Annotated in this window: 12 protein-coding genes; 1 reads left to right on the plus strand and 11 read right to left on the minus strand. The window is 54.7% G+C overall.

The window, feature by feature from the left end:
- Positions 1–64: 64 nt before the first annotated feature.
- Positions 65–2212 carry an alpha-glucan family phosphorylase gene (gene glgP / locus G6R38_RS24770; protein WP_166831489.1) on the minus strand — a complete coding sequence of 716 codons (2148 nt, stop codon included), beginning with the start codon at positions 2210–2212 and terminating at the stop codon, positions 65–67.
- 304 nt (positions 2213–2516) lie between these two features.
- Here glgP and G6R38_RS24775 point away from each other — a divergent pair, with 304 nt between their 5' ends.
- Complete coding sequence (locus G6R38_RS24775) at positions 2517–3989, plus strand: amidohydrolase (RefSeq protein ID WP_166831490.1); 1473 nt, start codon at positions 2517–2519, stop codon at positions 3987–3989.
- A 679-nt stretch (positions 3990–4668) separates the two neighbouring features.
- On the opposite strand, the gene G6R38_RS24780 is transcribed toward G6R38_RS24775, so the two are convergent.
- The 10 genes from G6R38_RS24780 to G6R38_RS24825 form a co-directional block, all read right to left on the minus strand.
- Complete coding sequence (locus G6R38_RS24780) at positions 4669–5469, minus strand: tetratricopeptide repeat protein (RefSeq protein WP_166831491.1); 801 nt, start codon at positions 5467–5469, stop codon at positions 4669–4671.
- Between the two features lie 265 nt (positions 5470–5734).
- Positions 5735–6037, minus strand: coding sequence for a hypothetical protein (locus tag G6R38_RS24785; RefSeq protein WP_166831492.1), 303 nt, complete (start codon positions 6035–6037; stop codon positions 5735–5737).
- Positions 6038–6439: 402 nt separating this feature from the next.
- Positions 6440–7405, minus strand: a complete 966-nt coding sequence (locus G6R38_RS24790) for a DUF1559 domain-containing protein (RefSeq protein ID WP_166831493.1) — start codon at positions 7403–7405, stop codon at positions 6440–6442.
- A gap of 386 nt (positions 7406–7791) precedes the next feature.
- Positions 7792–9864 carry an FHA domain-containing serine/threonine-protein kinase gene (locus G6R38_RS24795; RefSeq protein WP_166831494.1) on the minus strand — a complete coding sequence of 691 codons (2073 nt, stop codon included), beginning with the start codon at positions 9862–9864 and terminating at the stop codon, positions 7792–7794.
- Positions 9865–10115: 251 nt separating this feature from the next.
- The gene (locus G6R38_RS24800) at positions 10116–11480 is read right to left on the minus strand and encodes a c-type cytochrome (protein ID WP_240928372.1); all 1365 of its coding nucleotides are present in this window, start codon (positions 11478–11480) and stop codon (positions 10116–10118) included.
- Between the two features lie 126 nt (positions 11481–11606).
- Positions 11607–12389: a hypothetical protein gene (locus tag G6R38_RS24805; protein ID WP_206028716.1), complete on the minus strand. Its 783-nt coding sequence runs from the start codon at positions 12387–12389 to the stop codon at positions 11607–11609.
- A 13-nt stretch (positions 12390–12402) separates the two neighbouring features.
- Positions 12403–12939, minus strand: coding sequence for a molybdopterin adenylyltransferase (gene mog, locus G6R38_RS24810; protein ID WP_166831495.1), 537 nt, complete (start codon positions 12937–12939; stop codon positions 12403–12405).
- A 101-nt stretch (positions 12940–13040) separates the two neighbouring features.
- Entirely contained in the window at positions 13041–14774 is a 1734-nt protein-coding gene (locus G6R38_RS24815; protein ID WP_206028717.1) for a hypothetical protein, read from the minus strand.
- Positions 14775–14907: 133 nt separating this feature from the next.
- Entirely contained in the window at positions 14908–15381 is a 474-nt protein-coding gene (locus G6R38_RS24820) for an SRPBCC family protein (protein ID WP_166831496.1), read from the minus strand.
- 29 nt (positions 15382–15410) lie between these two features.
- Positions 15411–16877, minus strand: coding sequence for a neutral/alkaline non-lysosomal ceramidase N-terminal domain-containing protein (locus tag G6R38_RS24825; RefSeq protein WP_206028718.1), 1467 nt, complete (start codon positions 16875–16877; stop codon positions 15411–15413).
- Between the last annotated feature and the right edge of the window lie 82 nt (positions 16878–16959).

Raw genomic sequence — 16959 nt, forward strand, 5'->3', positions numbered from 1 at the left:
AAAAAACACCTGACAACGAAAACCGCTGCCAGGTGTTGATTGTATGCACACGTTCGCCGATTGACTACGTGAGACTATTCATTTCGACCGACGTTCCACCGGCTGCCGGCACGTAAGCGTGCATCACGTAGTCCATCACCATGCGGTCGGCGTTGAATCGCCACCCCAACGTGCGGACCGCATGCTTCATCCGGCTGATCCAGTTTTGCGGCATGTCGTCGGCATCGCGTTCGTAGTACAACGGAATCACTTCGTTCAGCAAGACATCGTACAACGCATCCGAATCTCGGGCGTCTTGGATCTCGACGTTCTTGTGACTTCGGCCATCGCCAATTGCGAACCCATTGCGACCGTCGTACGCTTCAGCCCACCAACCGTCGAGAATCGAACAGTTGAGACCACCGTTGAGAACCACTTTCTGACCACTCGTTCCCGAGGCTTCCAACGGACGACGCGGGTTATTTAACCACACATCAACCCCCTGCACCAAGTGACGCCCCAGGTTGATGTCGTAATCCTCGAGCAACACGATCCGGCCTTTGAACTCCGGTTCCTGCGTGAGACGGTAGATCGTTTGCACAATCTTTTTCCCGTTCTCATCACGTGGGTGAGCTTTCCCCGCGTACACGAATTGCACAGGACGGTCCGAATTCGCAATGATCTTGCGGAACTTTTCAAGATCGCCCGCAACCAGGTCGGCCCGTTTATAGGGTGCGAATCGACGAGCGAAACCGATTGTGAGGTAATGGGGATCGAGTACGTCCTGCAACTCGGCAATTCGGGAATCGCTGTCACCGCGACGTTGAGCCTGAGCCACCAATCGTCGCCGAGCGTACGTGATGAGTCGATTTTTCAGCGATTGGTGCGTTTCCCAAAGTTCCGCCGGGGTCACACTTTCAAAACCGGCCCACACCTCGGCTTCCCCGGTTCGCAGTTCCCAACCTTCCGGAAGCACACGGTCGTAAATATCCCGCATCTGCCCCGCCAACCAGGTCGGCACATGAACCCCGTTTGTGATGTGACCGATCGGAATTTCATGCTCGCTCTTCCATGGCCACAGACTTTGCCACATCCGGCGACTGACCACACCATGCAAGTTCGAAACCGCATTGGCTCGGCGACTGGTCTTGAACGCCAACACCGTCATGCAGAAAGATTCTTCCGTGTTCTGCGGGTCGACTCGGCCCAGGCCCATCAAACCGTCATGGTTTAACCCCAGTTGATCCCCCAACGGACCCACGTGTTCTTCGACGAGATCGGCACCGAAGCGGTCGTGCCCCGCGGCCACCGGTGTGTGCGTTGTGAACACCCCCATCGAAGCGATATCACGCAGAGCTTCATCGAAGGTCAGCCCGTCCTCTTCCATGCGATTCCGAACCGCCTCCAGCCCAGCAAACGCCGAGTGGCCTTCGTTCATATGAATCACGGACGGCTTAATGCCCAATGCGTTCAACGCCCGGACTCCACCGATCCCCAGAATGATTTCCTGACGAATTCGGGTTCGGCTGTCACCCCCATACAAACGAGCCGTCAAATTGCGGTCTTCTTCCGCGTTCTGTGGAACGTCGGTGTCAAGTAGATAGAGATTGATTCGACCAACCGCGACATGCCAAATCCGAGCGAAAATTTTCTCGGCTCGCGTATCCACCGAAACCATAATCGGTTCACCGGCGGTGTCGAGGACCGGGGTGATCGGCAATTCCTGGCTGTTCAGTGGCGTGTAGGATTGTTGTTGCCAACCGTCTTTGTCGATTTGTTGAGAGAAGTAGCCTTCATCGTAAAACAGACCGATCCCAACCAACGGCACGCCCAGGTCCGACGCACTTTTCAGGTGATCGCCCGCCAACACCCCCAAACCACCGGAGTAAATCGGCAGCGATTCGTGCAAACCGAATTCGGCCGAGAAATACGCCACCGGGTGACTGCCAAGATTTCCGCCCTGAGTCGCCCCCCAAGACGTGGTGGATTCCATGTACTCGTGCCACCGTCGATACGCCCGATTGATGCTGGAATGCAGCACCAATTCACGGACACGCTCCTCCAGTTTCTCCGGGGAATATTCCTTCAACAACAAGACCGGATTGTGAGCCAACGCCGACCAACGACGCGGATCGATGGCCCGGAACAGGTTCGTCACCTCCGGTTCCCAACTCCACCAGTAGTTGCCGGCCAGTTCCGTCAATTTTTCGTACGCTGTCTTGGTGTTTGCCATGGAGTTCCGTTCCCGATCGAAGAATTTTCTGACGAGTAGCCGAAGTTCCGCAAGCCGGCAACCTGCCGGTTAAAACGTTCGAAGTATAGCGATTACGTAAACTGGGTCGAGTGCTACGGCCCATTAGTTGGAAATCGCCCATTGAGCGAGTTTCGAGATTTTCCAACCAGCCCCACACCAAGATTGCGTCTCGATCAGAAAACCGGCACGATGAACCACAACGCTTCGCAGCAACTTTGATCAATCCTCCCGAGCGTTTTCAAATTCTTGATGGGACGCAAATCTCGTGAAACGGACGACTGCCATGAAACCCTTCCTCGCCCTGATCTTCAGTTTGTGGTTCACAACCGCTGACCATTTGGCGTTCGCGGATGATCGTGACAGCACAAGACAACTCTCGGCGGCACAACAAACGGCCATTCGCACCGTCGACAGCCAACACGATTTGATTCTGCAAGCCAACCGCATGATTTGGAATTTCGCCGAAGTTGGGTTGCAGGAGAAGCACTCGGCCGCGCTCCTCGTTTCCCATTTGAAAGATGCCGGCTTCACCATTCGTGAGGGATTAGCTGGGATGCCGACGGCATTCGTCGCGGAGTTTGGCTCGGGAAAACCGGTCATTGGAATTCTGGCAGAGTACGATGCCCTGCCCGGTCTCTCACAGAAGGTCACGCCCTACCAGGAACCACTCGAAAAAGATGCTCCCGGACACGGGTGCGGTCACAGCGGTCTCGGCTCCGGAGCGCTCGGTGCGGTGCTCGCCACGAAAGCCGCAATGGAAGCCCATCAAATCCCAGGCACGATTCGGCTCTACGGCACCCCGGCGGAAGAAACCGTCATTGGCAAAGTCTACATGACGCTCGCTGGCGTATTCGACGACCTAGACATTTGCCTACACTGGCACCCATCGACGAGAAACCAAGCCTGGGCGGGCAGCAGCAAGGCGTTGATTTCGGCTAAGTTCACATTTAACGGGACCGCCGCTCACGCCTCGGGAAGTCCCGAAAGCGGACGCAGTGCTCTTGATGCGGTTGAACTCATGAACGTCGGCGTCAACTACATGCGGGAACACCTCAAAGAAGATGCCCGTATGCATTATGTCATCACTAACGGTGGCGGCGCCCCAAACGTCGTGCCACCGGAAGCCACGGTCTGGTACTTCGTGCGTGCTGACAATCACGAAGATGTCACCCGGAATTTCCAATGGCTCCAAGACATCAGTGAAGGAGCCGCCAAGATGACCCGCACCAAAGTCAAAATGCAAATCGACACCGACTGTCACGAGATCATTCAAAACCGCGTGCTAGCGGAAATCATCGACAGAAACTTGCGAGCCGTCGGCCCACCAAAATTCACCGAAAGTGACCAAGCCTTCGCACGCCGAATTCAAGGCCCGTTGATGGAACAATTTGGTTCACAGTTTCGAGTCGCAATTGAAGACACCGTCGAACCACTAGCGAAGTCGAGTAGTCCAAGCAAAGGCTCAACGGATGTCGGAGACATTAGTTGGCGTGTCCCGACCGGCGGACTTCGCACCGCGTGTTTCGCCGCCGGTAGTCCTGGTCACAGTTGGCAGAACGTCGCCGCCATCGCTTCCCCCATCGGTGAAAAAGGCATTCTCTACGGTGCCAAGTCCCTAGCAGTCACCGCGATCGAACTCTTCCAAAACCCAGATCAAATCGCAGCGGCAAAAGCCGAGTTTGAAGAACGAATGAAGAACCGAAAGTACACAACACTAATCCCCAAAGGTCAAAAACCCCCAAAGACGATTCGCTAAACGGTCACGCCCATCAAGCCGAGACCGACCGCTGACTAGTTGGGAGCAAATCTGAAGTGTCTCGAAGACGACGCCGAACAAAACGACGACACAAACGAAAAATCGCCAAAGGGAGTCGACGTCGATCACCACAGAAAGAAAACACTCCTCAATTTTCATGGCATTGGTATGCGGTCGTAATTGCTGTGGCTCTGATACTCTTTGCAATTTTCATAGCGACGCAATTTCGGCCCATCGACCGACTGCTCATGATCGGCACCTCAGGAATATGCGTTGGCATTGCTTTTCTGATCATCGGAGCCTGCACCGCAGTCGGGAATTTTGAATTGAATGAGAACTCCTGGTTCGGCAAAGTGCTAGGCTATCTCGTAGTTCTCGCAACGCCGCCAAGTTGGTCCCAACGACGGAGCAGATTGCGTTCAAAACTCAACAGAGTTTCCGCAAACATCCTTATCCCACTTGTGCTCCCGTCAGGTTTCTGCTTGTCGCTCCTAAGCCCAAAGCAAACATGGCCAGCAATCGCTTGGACTAGTGGAGGACTACTAGCCACACTCGCCGGAACTCTCTTCTTAATGATGACGAGTAGGTAGACTAGATAACAAACTGAACCGCACAAGCGATCCTACTCAACACAGCAAGACCATTTCCACTTGCTCTCGCTGACCTTTATTAGGCCTAGTTATCTTAACGCCACGGGCTCGCGTTGTGCTTTCTTGCACGCTTTCTTGTAGGTCTTTACGAGTTTTTTCTGTTGCAGGAGAGATGGTTGCAATTCAAAGAGTTGTTCGTATCGATCGCAAATTCCTTCGTAGTCTTTCATGCCTTCGGCGATGTCTGCGAGTCTAGCAACGACAGCGACATTGTTCGGGGCCAGTCTAAGAGCTTTCTCATACACCTGACGTGCTAAAGGAAGCCGCCCAGTGTTAGCACAGAACTCCCCGAATATCTGCAGAGGCACGGGGTCTTCGGCTTTCACACTGATCGCTTTCTTATAGGAATCGATCGCTTCTTCATCGTGACCAATGACTGCGAGGTCAGCGGCATCGACAAGATGATAGGCCTGACTATCCGATGGCAACACTTCCAAAATCTTTTGCACACTCTCTCCCAAACCACAGGCATGTAGCGTAACAATAGGACCGGCGAGTTGTGCACCGGCATGCACGGTATCGCCATCGGCATCAACGAAGGTGTCGTGACCATCGTTCACCGCCGCAATGGCCGGTTTCATGGCCTCGGTGATACCGCGGGTCAGGTTGGGAACTTCATCTTCGGGAACGTGGGACCCCATATCGCATTTCGCACATTGGAACAACACCCGCACGCGGCCGCCCATCGGAATCAACGGAATGAAGTAGATGTGACCGAACTTCCGCCCGAAGTAACTGAACTGCTGCCCGTACGCACCACAATGATCGCAAGAACCAAAAGTCTTGACCTGCTGCTTCTTGCCGTACATTCGTGAGCCGTAAATGATCATAGCAGTGCCCTTAGATGGGAGAGTTGAGAAGACAATGGAGACTTCCCTATTGAACCACCCCGTGTTCAATAGTTCCAGCCTGAATCAGTTTTCTACTCGACAACCCCAGCGGACTTTCGGGTACCGGTTTTCGCTAAACAGGCGAATCAGGAACCAAACCGTTCCTAGCATTGAAAAGAGACGACCCGCCACGCGTAAAAAAACGCCCCCAAAATCACAAGGATTCGGGAGCGTTGCGTGTCTGGATTGTGGATGGTGTTTGAAACTACTTCAGCTCAATGGGAAAGTCACCACCCGCTGCCGGAACTGTGACGATGTTTGGATTCATTTCATTTGATGGATCACTGTATTTGGGAGGAATCACCTGTACCGCTCCAACATCAGCCGCATCCTTGCCTTCGGGGATCGGTCCCCCATCAGGCATTGTCATCTTTGAAATGGCAACAGTATAAGTCCCTGGTTCGATGCCGTCCGCTTCGGTGCGATGCTTCAAAGTGTATTTGCCGGCTTGATCGGTTACCCCATAGGCTCCGGTTCCCTTTGTACCATCCCTCGGCACAAAACTCACCGAGGCTCCTGCCAACGGTTCGGAATTATAGGTAACCGTTCCTGTCGCAGGCACCAACTCCGGGGCTGGCTCTGACGAACCTCCACAGCCGAACGCGACCCCACAAAGAATCAGTGGAGCCCACAGTTTGAACCAGGAATTGTCAACTCCTAGCAACCTCATAAAAACTTGTCCTTGAGATAAGGAAAGGATTGGATATATGCACTCTGGCCACATCAACGACTTTTACTAGTCGGCTATTGTCATCGAGACCCAGTCGAGTTTCGACGCTGCTACCGCTTGCATCATCGTAGATGGTCTAGTCACTCTTGTGACCATCACAAACAAAGGATCGGGGAACGCGTGATTTGCTAGTCCCTCGACCCTTCGTTTATTGTCTCAATCAATCAGCAATCGACATGCTTAGAATTCTTGCAGAACATTGCCGTCGGAGATGGCGGACAAGTTCTCACGAGTCTCAGTGTCAATGGTTTCAGACAAGAATCGAACGGCACCGTCGGCTAACAAAACGTGACAGCCGCCTGGATGCAAACTACCAGGTTCACCCCACTCGCCATTTCGGCCGATTTGCTTCTGAGCATGTGGTGGCGATCGCCAAGCACAGCAAACCCAGTTGTTGATTCCGCGAGGTGCTGAGAGTTTGATCCCGAGTCCAACGTGCGAAGCACATGCCCAGGAAGCAGTTTCGCCATCGTCAACATCAAGTGTTGTTTCCACCACCGCTGCGGTGTTGCTCGTCCCGTCGATCACGTCACGAATCCGTGAGTTGGAATTGATTCCGAACAACGGCCGAGTTGCACTACCAATACTTTCCCACAAGTTGCAACTCGAACCTCCAGCAATGGAGAACCCGTAACTCGTCCGAGCGGATCTAGCAACTCCACAACCGTAAGCCGAACTTGTCGGTGCGTAGTACGGTGTTGCGTTGTCACTGGGACAGATTAGAAAATCAAGTACATTGGTCGAAAGGTCTGCGTTTCCGCTCGCAACAGGATCACCGACTAATGTTCCACCGTGAGAGTTCCAGACTCCGGTAGCCTGCGTCATGTCGAACTGTTCAAACAAATTGTTTTGTTCGACGAACGGCAGTAGCGACAACCAACCCGTGTGGTTTGTCACGTTCGACAGTCCGGACACGCCTCCACAGTAACTTGGGTTTGCGACCGCGTAGGGAAAGCGTTGGTAAGTGGAATGATAGTTGTGCAAGGACAAGCCAATCTGCTTCAGATTGTTCTTGCACTGCGTTCGACGCGCCGCTTCACGAGCCTGCTGAACGGCAGGCAGTAGCAACGCGATCAAGATGGCGATGATTGCAATCACCACCAATAACTCAATCAATGTAAAACCAGGACGAGACCGCAGACGCATGTTTCAAAACCCTTCACTAGTAATGGAGTTTGGAAATGACCGGTAGGAGAGAAAATTCGGGGGGCTAATGTGGTGGTCGGTGAGAACTCTGGTGGTTGAACCAAAGTCAATGACCAGGAGCCATCGAAGCAACAGTCATGCCATCACAGAGTGTGGGTGGGTTTGCAGCGAGCAAGATCCCGTCAACACACGATCACATGTGCCCATAAATTCTGACGTAACATTCTGCCGGGCAAAGAGTTTTGACAGTACATCTATGGTAGGCTTTTTCAATATTCCGCGAAGTTTTCAGCAACTCGCAGTGGCCGGACAGCCGGTTTGCCTAGACCGCAGGCAGGGTTGTCGAGCCACAATGCAGGCCACTAATGCCATGCGATCGTTCGTGATTACGGAATCTTGATGGACACGCGTTGGCTGCCGACTTGAAAGACACCGCCACTAGTGAGTGTCAGTTCATCGACTCGCATCCAGACGCCGTTCTTCGAACCCAGGTTGCGAATTGTCCAACGGTTTTTCGAATCCCGTTTGAGTTTCGCATGGACCGGGCTGATAAACGGATCGCCAAGCACGACCAACGCACACTTGAGAGGGTCGCGTCCGATATAAACGGACGATCGCCGTAAAGCGAACTTCTTGCCCTTCCCTTTCGGCGAGAGTTCAACAATGGAATCCAACTCTTGCGACCCAGGCTTCGCTCGGTGGAGTTGATACCGCCGAGAACCCAGCAAGAATTGTTGTTGGTCTTCTAAAATTGCCTTGGTCGCTCGGGCGAATGTTCCATTCGTGGTATTGAGATCACGAATTTCAAAATCGAACCGTCCGTCACCGGCGGGGACCAGTCGAATTTCGGCGTGTTTGCCCGACATGCTGCGATCGTAGGGTAACACGATGTCCCCCTCGGAACGCCCAATGACGAAGCTCGACTTGCGAATCCGAAATTGTTCGCCTTCCTTCGTTTCGCCGTCGTCCAGCAAGCACACCACCAGAGTGGCCGGACGGCTGAACGGTCGATATTCCATGGCAGAATCGTTGGTCTGCCGTGGGCGATGATGCACCAACGGATGCCGGTCGAGCACCACTCCATACGGCCCGTCGAGCAGTTCGTTTTCCGATTCGGTGGGCTCGGGGGTTGACTCCTCCTGATCATCTTCCGGCGCGGGCAAGTCGTCTACGGATCCATCGGAAACCGGCACGGCAGACCGGTCGTTCGTCCCGGAGACATTTTCCTGGAGGACGTTCGTACCGTTTTCTTCGAACTCGACGGACTGGCTATTCACACCAGATGCGTCAGATTCGTCTTCATCGTCAGCGGGACCGGTTGGCCGATTCCAAAGCCCCTCGATTGGCTCGAAATCGGTTTCGCGTTTCTGGTTGGATTCGTCAATCGCGGGCGGGCCAATCTCCTGGATATCCGGGATCGTGCTCATGCTTGCCCGTTCGGAATGACCGGGGTTTGGCCCCTGCTGTTGTTGGGCCGTGAGCGTTTGGATGGCCGCCATCATTTCCGCCGCATTTTGGTAGCGGTCGGTGATCGAAGGTTGCAACGCCGTCCGCACGACATCATCCCACCCTGGCGACAAGTTCGGGTCGATTTCGGACGGCCACTGAAACACACCGCGTGGACGTTGCCCGGTTAGCATCTCATAGAGCACAACGCCGACCGAGTACAAATCCGACTGATGACCGGCCGTGGTTGGATTGTCGATTTGCTCGGGCGACATGTATTCCAATGTGCCCAACGGTCCGCCGGCCTGCGTGAGTTGGGTGTGATCGTCGTTGTCTTTCCGAATAGACGCGATGCCAAAGTCGACCAGCTTCACGCGGCCAAACCGTGTGATCAAAATGTTCGATGGTTTGATATCACGGTGCACCACACCTTCTTCGTGTGCGTATGCCAGAGCATCGAGCACTTCGAGAATGATGCCTTCCGTTCGTTCCGGGTCCAGCTTTTGATCCCGAATCAGCCGAAACACCGTCTGCGGATCTTGCCGATTGGGGCCATCGACATACTCCATCACAATGCAGCAGTAGTCGTCCCGAAGAATAAAGTCGTAAATGCTGACAATGCCGGGATGCTGCAAGCGAGCCAACGTTTGGGCTTCACGCGTGAATCTCGCCTGGAAGTGCGGACTCTGAGCGAGCTTCGCGGCCAAAACCTTGATGGCGACTCGACGCCCCAAGATGTTTTGACGGGCTTCCCACACACTTCCCATGCCACCACGCCCGACGTGGCGAACCAATTCAAACCCCGGAATTTCATTGGGAATCGCGACAGACGATTCTTTAGCTTTCTTGGGTTGATCGTTGACGAGCGTCGGGACTTCTGATTCTTGATCCGATGGGGCCGCCTCGTCACTGGACGCAACGGTAACGATCGCACCGCAGAAAGGACACGTTGTCGGTTCCGTATTCTGCTGCAGCAAATCGAGTTCGGATTCACAGTCCGGACAGACAGCCATCGTCGGAAAAACACGAGATTGTGGTCAAAAGTGTTGCCCTCAGAACCTCAAACGCCACGTCCAAAGTTGACCACCATCGATTTGGGCCAACTTCAACTCGCCGAGTGACCATGTCAATCGGTCTTCTTGACCGCATCAATTTTCGGTCTCCGATTTTTCTCCATAGTACGCAGAGGTCCATGTCTTTTACGATACCAACACTCCTACCCTCACGATAGTGCAGTTTAACCTTTTCCGGCGATGTCAAGTGATCACAGGGTTTTGAGATACTCCAGCACCGCCGCCTTCTGCGGTTCGGTGAGAGATGCCGGGAAGTCGTGCCCAGCGGCGCTTTTGCCCGGCTTTCGAGTATCGAAGTAGCGACGCCGTTCTGCGATATTGGAGACACTCGGCAGACCATTCTCGTAGGACTCGACTTCTAACCCAACCCGATTCCGGTCATAGCCGGTCGCTGTTCGCCGCCAGACCGTTGGTCGCTGATCGGGATGCAAAACGTGCCACAAAGTCGGTACCGAACCATTGTGGAAGTAAGGAGCCGACGCCCAAACTCCATCCAATGGGGGAGCCACATAGCCCGCCGGATCGAGATCCACGTCGTCTTCCCCATAATGGCACATCCAACTCTCGGCGAGTTTTTGCCGATCGGTCGGTTTCAAGGCAGCCAACCGCAGAGGATCCGTGCCGACAACATCGATGGGGATGACCCGCTCGGGATAAGTCTCTTTCTGGCCGTAACTTCCGTGACAATCGCGACAGTTGTCGTTGAAGACCGCCTCGCCCTCTTTCGCTAATTCGGCGTCGATTTCCCAGGGATACTTCGGGGCCTGCAACGATTCAATCCATGCCAATACATTGCGGAAGTCGTCTTCCTTCGATTTGATCGACGCCGCATCGTTCACCGGGAGCAGCATGAACTGCACAAGGACGCGGTGATTCTTCGGCGAATGGCCGTCGCAATACAATCGGGATTTCTTTTTGACATTCCAGAACGGTGGGGCATCCATGTCATGATCGGTCCGTGGCGGTGCCGCCGATCCTTCGACGAAATTCATGTCCGCATCGCGAAGGGCCCCGAGCAGAATGCCGAACACCACGGCATTTGTCGTTCCATTCGTGCTCCCCAGCGAAAGATTGAAAATCGCCAAGTCTTTGCTGGCAAATGGTTTCTGAAGCCGAACCTTTGCCAAGCGGAGTTCTTCCGTCATGGTTTGCAACGCGAAATTCGAGTTGGGCACACCGGGGATCGCTTGGCCGGCGACCTGTCCGCCATGACACGCCAAGCAATTCATCACCCAACCGCCCTGCCCGTCATCGACATATCCGAGAGCCGGTCCGTTTCCATCGCCGTCGGGTGGTTCGACCAATCCATACCGCTCGAATGCCATTTTTCGACGCTCGGCCGCCGTTGCCTTTTCCGCTTTCGATCGCAATGGCTCGGGCCATTCTTGCCAGACGGCGTCGAACGTTTCTTGGTCAAAGTCGGTTGGCAACAACGGCGTGGAGCGGATGAACTCGTATCCTGCTTTCGCCGCGTCCGTTTGTGTCGATGGCGTTTCCGCGGCAACAGGGGTCGAGCAGAGACCAATTGTCACCAAGAACAAAAAGTGAAATTTCACGTCGCTCGTTCTCCATCAAGATATCTCGTATGACGGAAGATTATACGCCGACCGTCCCACCTCGGCCACGAAACGAAATCAACAGTTGCGATGCCATGTGAAATCAAAACCGCTTCATTCGATGCCTTAAGCCCGTCGGAGTTGCGAGAGCGGCACGTAAAACTTGGTGTAGCGGCGATTGTCGGAGTAGCGTTCGCCTTTCGGGTCCGGCACGAGAATCGTCGCTCGCTTCGTGACGCGGTTGACGTAACCAGTCAGGGTGCGACCTTCGAATGAGAACGTCACGAGATCGCCAGTTTTAATGCCGAACTGTTCGCGGGCTTGCTCGACGGGCGTGATCAGCGAATGCGTGCTCTCCCGATGACCGAACAACCGTGTGGCCATTGAGCGGAAGCGTTTGCGGAAGCAACTGGAATCATCCCAAATTAGCATTTCGACCAAGTGCAACGTTTCGTGCTCGAACACGCGTTGCATGGCCGCCAATCGATCGACGCAGGGCACCCCGCTGACGGTTATCGGCCGATGATCGCTGCCCCGAAACGCGGCAAACAACAACGCCGTCGAAATCGCGATCTCGTACTGAGCCGGTCCTTTTCGGCGGCGACGACGTTGGAACGTCTTTCCCGCCGCGGATGTCATCCGTGAGGACAACCGAAACGACAGCGTGTTCCCATCCGATCGAGCCAACCGCCCCAAGGATCCGTCATAGAAAATTTCGTCGTACAACTCGAACATTCGAGCCAAGTCCGCCTCGGCCACCCGTGTGAAGTTGGGGTCTTCGACGAGGGCGGATTCCAGCAGAATCGTATCGTAAACATCTCCCGTGCGAAGGAAGACATCGTCGTCGGCGAGTTCCGTTTTCTCGACGATTTCTTGCAAGCGACGACGGTCGGTATCCGTTCGGGGCATCGCTCGATCTCCGTCATTTCTTTTTGGGACGGAACGCGACAAGTCGGTTTTCGTCGGTGGTCAGGAACGGTCCGCCGATGAGATCGATGCAATACGGAATCGCTGGGAAGACGGCATCCAGGCATTCACCAATCGCCTTCGGTTGCCCCGGCAAATTGACAATCAACGCCCCGCCCCGGATTCCGGCCGTTTGCCGAGAGAGAATCGCCGTCGGCACCGCTTGCAACGAGACTTGCCGCATCAGTTCGCCAAACCCCGGCATCATCTTTTCACAAACCGCTTCGGTGGCTTCCGGCGTGACATCCCGCAACGCTGGTCCCGTGCCCCCTGTGGTGATGACCAAGCAACAGTGATCGAAATCGACCATCTGTTTCATCTCATCTTCAATCTCGGCTTGCTCATCCGAAACGATCTTCGCTACGGGTTCCCACTCGCTGGACAACACTTCCCGCAGATATTCTTGGATCGCCGGACCGCCCCGGTCTTCGTATTCACCACGACTGGCACGGTCGGAGACAGTGAGGATACCAATGCGAGCAGTTTCGGACATGGTTGGATTGCTTCAAGAGTCGAGGATTGACATTCAAAACCGAAAACCAGCGGCTGTGAATCAACTTGGCAATTATCGAATAATCAACCCCCATGTGCAATTCAGTTGGCCCACGCTTGAAAGCGGTCGAACCAGGTTTGCAGAGCAGCGACGCGATCGGTGGTCGACTGGTGTTTCCCGCCACGCATCCAAACCGCCCGCAACGCGAGCAAATGCCGACACGGCCCCATCCGCAAACCGGCTTTCTGATGATGTCCGCAGAAACATTTGCCGCGTTTCATTGTGCCATCGCCTTCGACGAGCAATTCGACCGGCTTCGTAGCCGCCTTGCCGGTGAGAAGGTGCAGTCCGTCTCCTTGCAGCGTATCGGTTTTGATGCTCACCACACCGCGGGCAACGATGTTCCAAGACTCCACAAGTTCCTCGTTCTCCGGCCCGAGATCGGCTTGGCTCAGTGCGTTCGGCATGATCCGTCGCCAACGGTACACGCCCGCGTGCAGGTCAAAAATGACTTCGCCGGTGCTTGCGAGTTTATTTAACGCGGCGGCACACTGCGGGACGGAAATTTGCTGGGCATTCGCGATTTCCGTTAGCGTTCCCATGCGGACCGACTGCAGATGGTCGGCGACCGAACTCAACGTGGACCCTTTGATTTCGACCGGCGGAGCCAACACATCGAGTGCGGAACCGCGTGTCCAATCGTTCGTCGTCCAACCAGACAGCCCGAGCGTGAGCCGCATGCTGCCCATGTCCGCAACCCAAAAACTCGGAAACCCGCTGCCCAGCAGATACACATCGAACCGCTCCGCCAACGGCAACACGCGCGCCAACGACAACAACCGTCGACGCCCCCAAATCCGAATCGGCTCAATTGGTTTTGATTCTGAAGACGGACCATGATACATCGTGCCGTGCGACGTGATTTTCAGTTCCCACGGTTCCAGCACAATGCTCGGGGGTTGTCCATCGACGAGTTCAAACCGCACTGCTCGCGGACTACGATCCGCCTTGTGACGTTTCAGGTACGCCAGCAGAGAATAGACAGCATCTCGGGAGAGTGTGACTTTACGCATGGGAAGCGACATCGCCGCTTGCAGTTGGCAGAACCCCCGCAACCAACCGTCCGGTAAGTCAATTTTCTCTTCCCGATGCCCCGCCGCCGCTTCGGTTTGCACGTCTAGACCAGACGGATCGACGGTGAACCGCGTCTCCCGATACGACCGCAGCGATTGAAAATGGTGATACAGATCCCAAGAGTAATCGACATTCGTCGTGCCAACTTGAAATGAATCCGAGTGCCCGAACGCATCGTCTCGGTTGACGGTCAGGCACCCGTAACTCGATTCGTCCGCTGAGAAGCATTCAAAGAACACCACATCGTCAGCCACGGTCACGATCGGATCACAGGGCATCAAAAGTCGCCAGAGTTCGCGATCGCGTCGCCACAGGTAATTGGAATACGCCTGCCGAGCTTTCCAGTACACTTTCCGGGCGTCGGTGAAGGCCCACTTGAGTTTCGGCGGGATCGGTTCACCGGCTCGCACCGCCAATTCACTTCGGGCTTGTTCCATGGCGCCGCGACGCAACTTCCGGGCGGACTCCTGCTGCTGTCGCTTCCACTCTTCGTAAGCCGACTTATCCCGAGGTTTGTAACGCAGATCGTTGATGACCACATCGTGCAACGCGGAAATTGCTTCCCGAAACCGCAACGGTTCCCGCAACGGTGCATCGAACGCGACCGGCTCCCGAAACTGGTTCGGCGAGAAATACAAGATGCGTTTGCCAGCAGCGGAGTGAACACCGCTGGGGGCGTTGTAGGAAACGGTCAGGTTCATGACGATCTTGGAATCGAGGATCCGAAAACACGGAATTGGATCATAACCAGATCGCCAGATGGCGAGCAAACACCGGCGGCAAATTACCGGTTCGTCCGCATTTCATCACCCGCCCGGATCACGCTTCCATGACTCACGTTTCCAGATGGGATTCCGTCAATTCTCGCGGAGCGTTTTCACAAAACGTTTTGAGACGCTGCAACTCTTTGTAGGTCGCATCGCACTGGGCACGCCTGATGATCGGCCCAAGAAACATGAAAACGAGTCTGATCAAACCTCGCGGGTGCACATGACTTCGCTGTGTGACGCGGGTGTTGCCATCAAGGTCTTCAAACTCGTATTCCACTTCGAGATCGAATTGTTCGCCTTTGAGTTCCACGGTGTTGGCGTACGGTGGATCGTAGTGAGTGACGGTTCCGTCAAACTCCATCCGTTTACCGTTGCTTTCAGTGATGCTGCGAAATCGAGTGCCCACACCGCCTTCTTCTTCGTGGAGCACTTCCTCCTCGATTACCACACTGCTCCACTCCGCCACGTGGTTGTTGGTGAGTAGAAAAACCTCCTCGATGGGGCGTTCGATCTCGATGCTGTTGCGATACTCCGCCATCGTAGCTCCTCAAAAAGTCGGGAGGCAATCTATTGAACTGTCTTCCCTGATGATGACGACTTCGATTCGGTTTTCAAAGCTTGCATCAACTCGAACACGACTCGCGTGATGTGTTCGGAGGCGTCGAGTTGTACGCGGTTGGTTCCCATCCAAGTTTCGTAGCCACCGAGTTTGTGCTGTGCGGGCGTTGGCAAGTAGCCGTAGGCTCCGTTGGCAAGTTCGATGGTGAAAGCATCCTTGTATGGAGCTTGCTCTTTGATTTCCAAACCGATTTCGGTGAAGACCTCGAACGGAATCGCGGCGATTCCCAAATCACCGATTCGGATAGCTTGCAACGGAACCGTGAAGGTGTCCGGACCGTTCAAGAGTTTTGTCACCCGTTCGGCGTAATTCGTCTCATATCGGTGGAAGGGTTCGGCGTCTTTTGGTTTTTTGGCGAGACTCGCGATGTACTCCTGCATTTTTTGGTCGGGTTTCCGAACTTGCAGGCTCAGGTCTTTCATGGCGGCGGCGACGGGCACCCAATCCTGATAGGTCACGCTGTCGTACGCGGAATGCACACGGGTCGCCACCCGTTCGGCGACCTCGGTCATCTTTTCGTACCTCTCATACCGTTTTGGCGAGCGAGCCCGAAAATTGATGTTGTTCACATCCCCACTCGTACCATTGCTGAGCATACCGACAAACGACGGATGATCGTCGGTTTTCTGTCCTTTAGTCAGCATTTCCCCAATCCGTTTGGAGAAGATCGCAAAGTAATCGGCGGAAACATCACCCCGATTGACGCCTCCCACATAGTGCAGCGAATAGTTCGCCAATAGCGAGATCGGTCGGCCATCCCGCGACTGCACACTGATGAAGGAAACTTCCGGATCAACCGGTCCCGCTGGCCGCACAAGAGCCGCATTCCCGCGGGGCGGGTTCATCCGAACCGTGTCGATGCCGCCGAACGGGTTGCGTCGCATCTTCGGATCGGTCACATGCCAACGCCGATTGAACACCTCGCGAGGTTCGTCCACGCTGCTCCAACCAATGCGGGCCGGTTCCAAATTCTTCAGTGCGGTTTGGACCGACTTCACGATGCCGGCCACGAGAATTGGCGTGTATTTCTCACTTGAGGCGCGAGTCGCCGAGTGCGTATGCGTTCCCGCAATCAATACATGATCGGCCGCCAACGATGTCTTTTCAGCGATTTGCTGACGAGCTTCGTCGCAAATTTCGCGAGGGATATACAACGTGTCACAAATGACAAGGGCGATTTGTCGCTGTCCATCGTCAAGAACCAAACAGCGTGCGTGAAGAGGGTCGTGGATATTCTGTGCAGGAAACGGTGCAAACCCACCGACAACCAATTCCCCCAGCGGCGGAGTGATGTCAGCAGTTGCGGCCCCCGCCCGAAACGTTCGCCCAACCGCTTCCTCATTGGCGAAGCAATCGCCGCAGATCCCAACGAGCACTGTAGCGAGTAAACCGATTTTGAGACCGTTCAACATCATACGACGTTCCGATTATGACGAGACTGCAAGCTGCGTAACATTTTCACAAGTGGCCAATGAAACGACGCCGACGTTAGGTCAA

The sequence above is a fragment of the Thalassoroseus pseudoceratinae genome (assembly GCF_011634775.1).
GTDB classification, from domain to species: Bacteria; Planctomycetota; Planctomycetia; order Planctomycetales; family Planctomycetaceae; genus Thalassoroseus; species Thalassoroseus pseudoceratinae.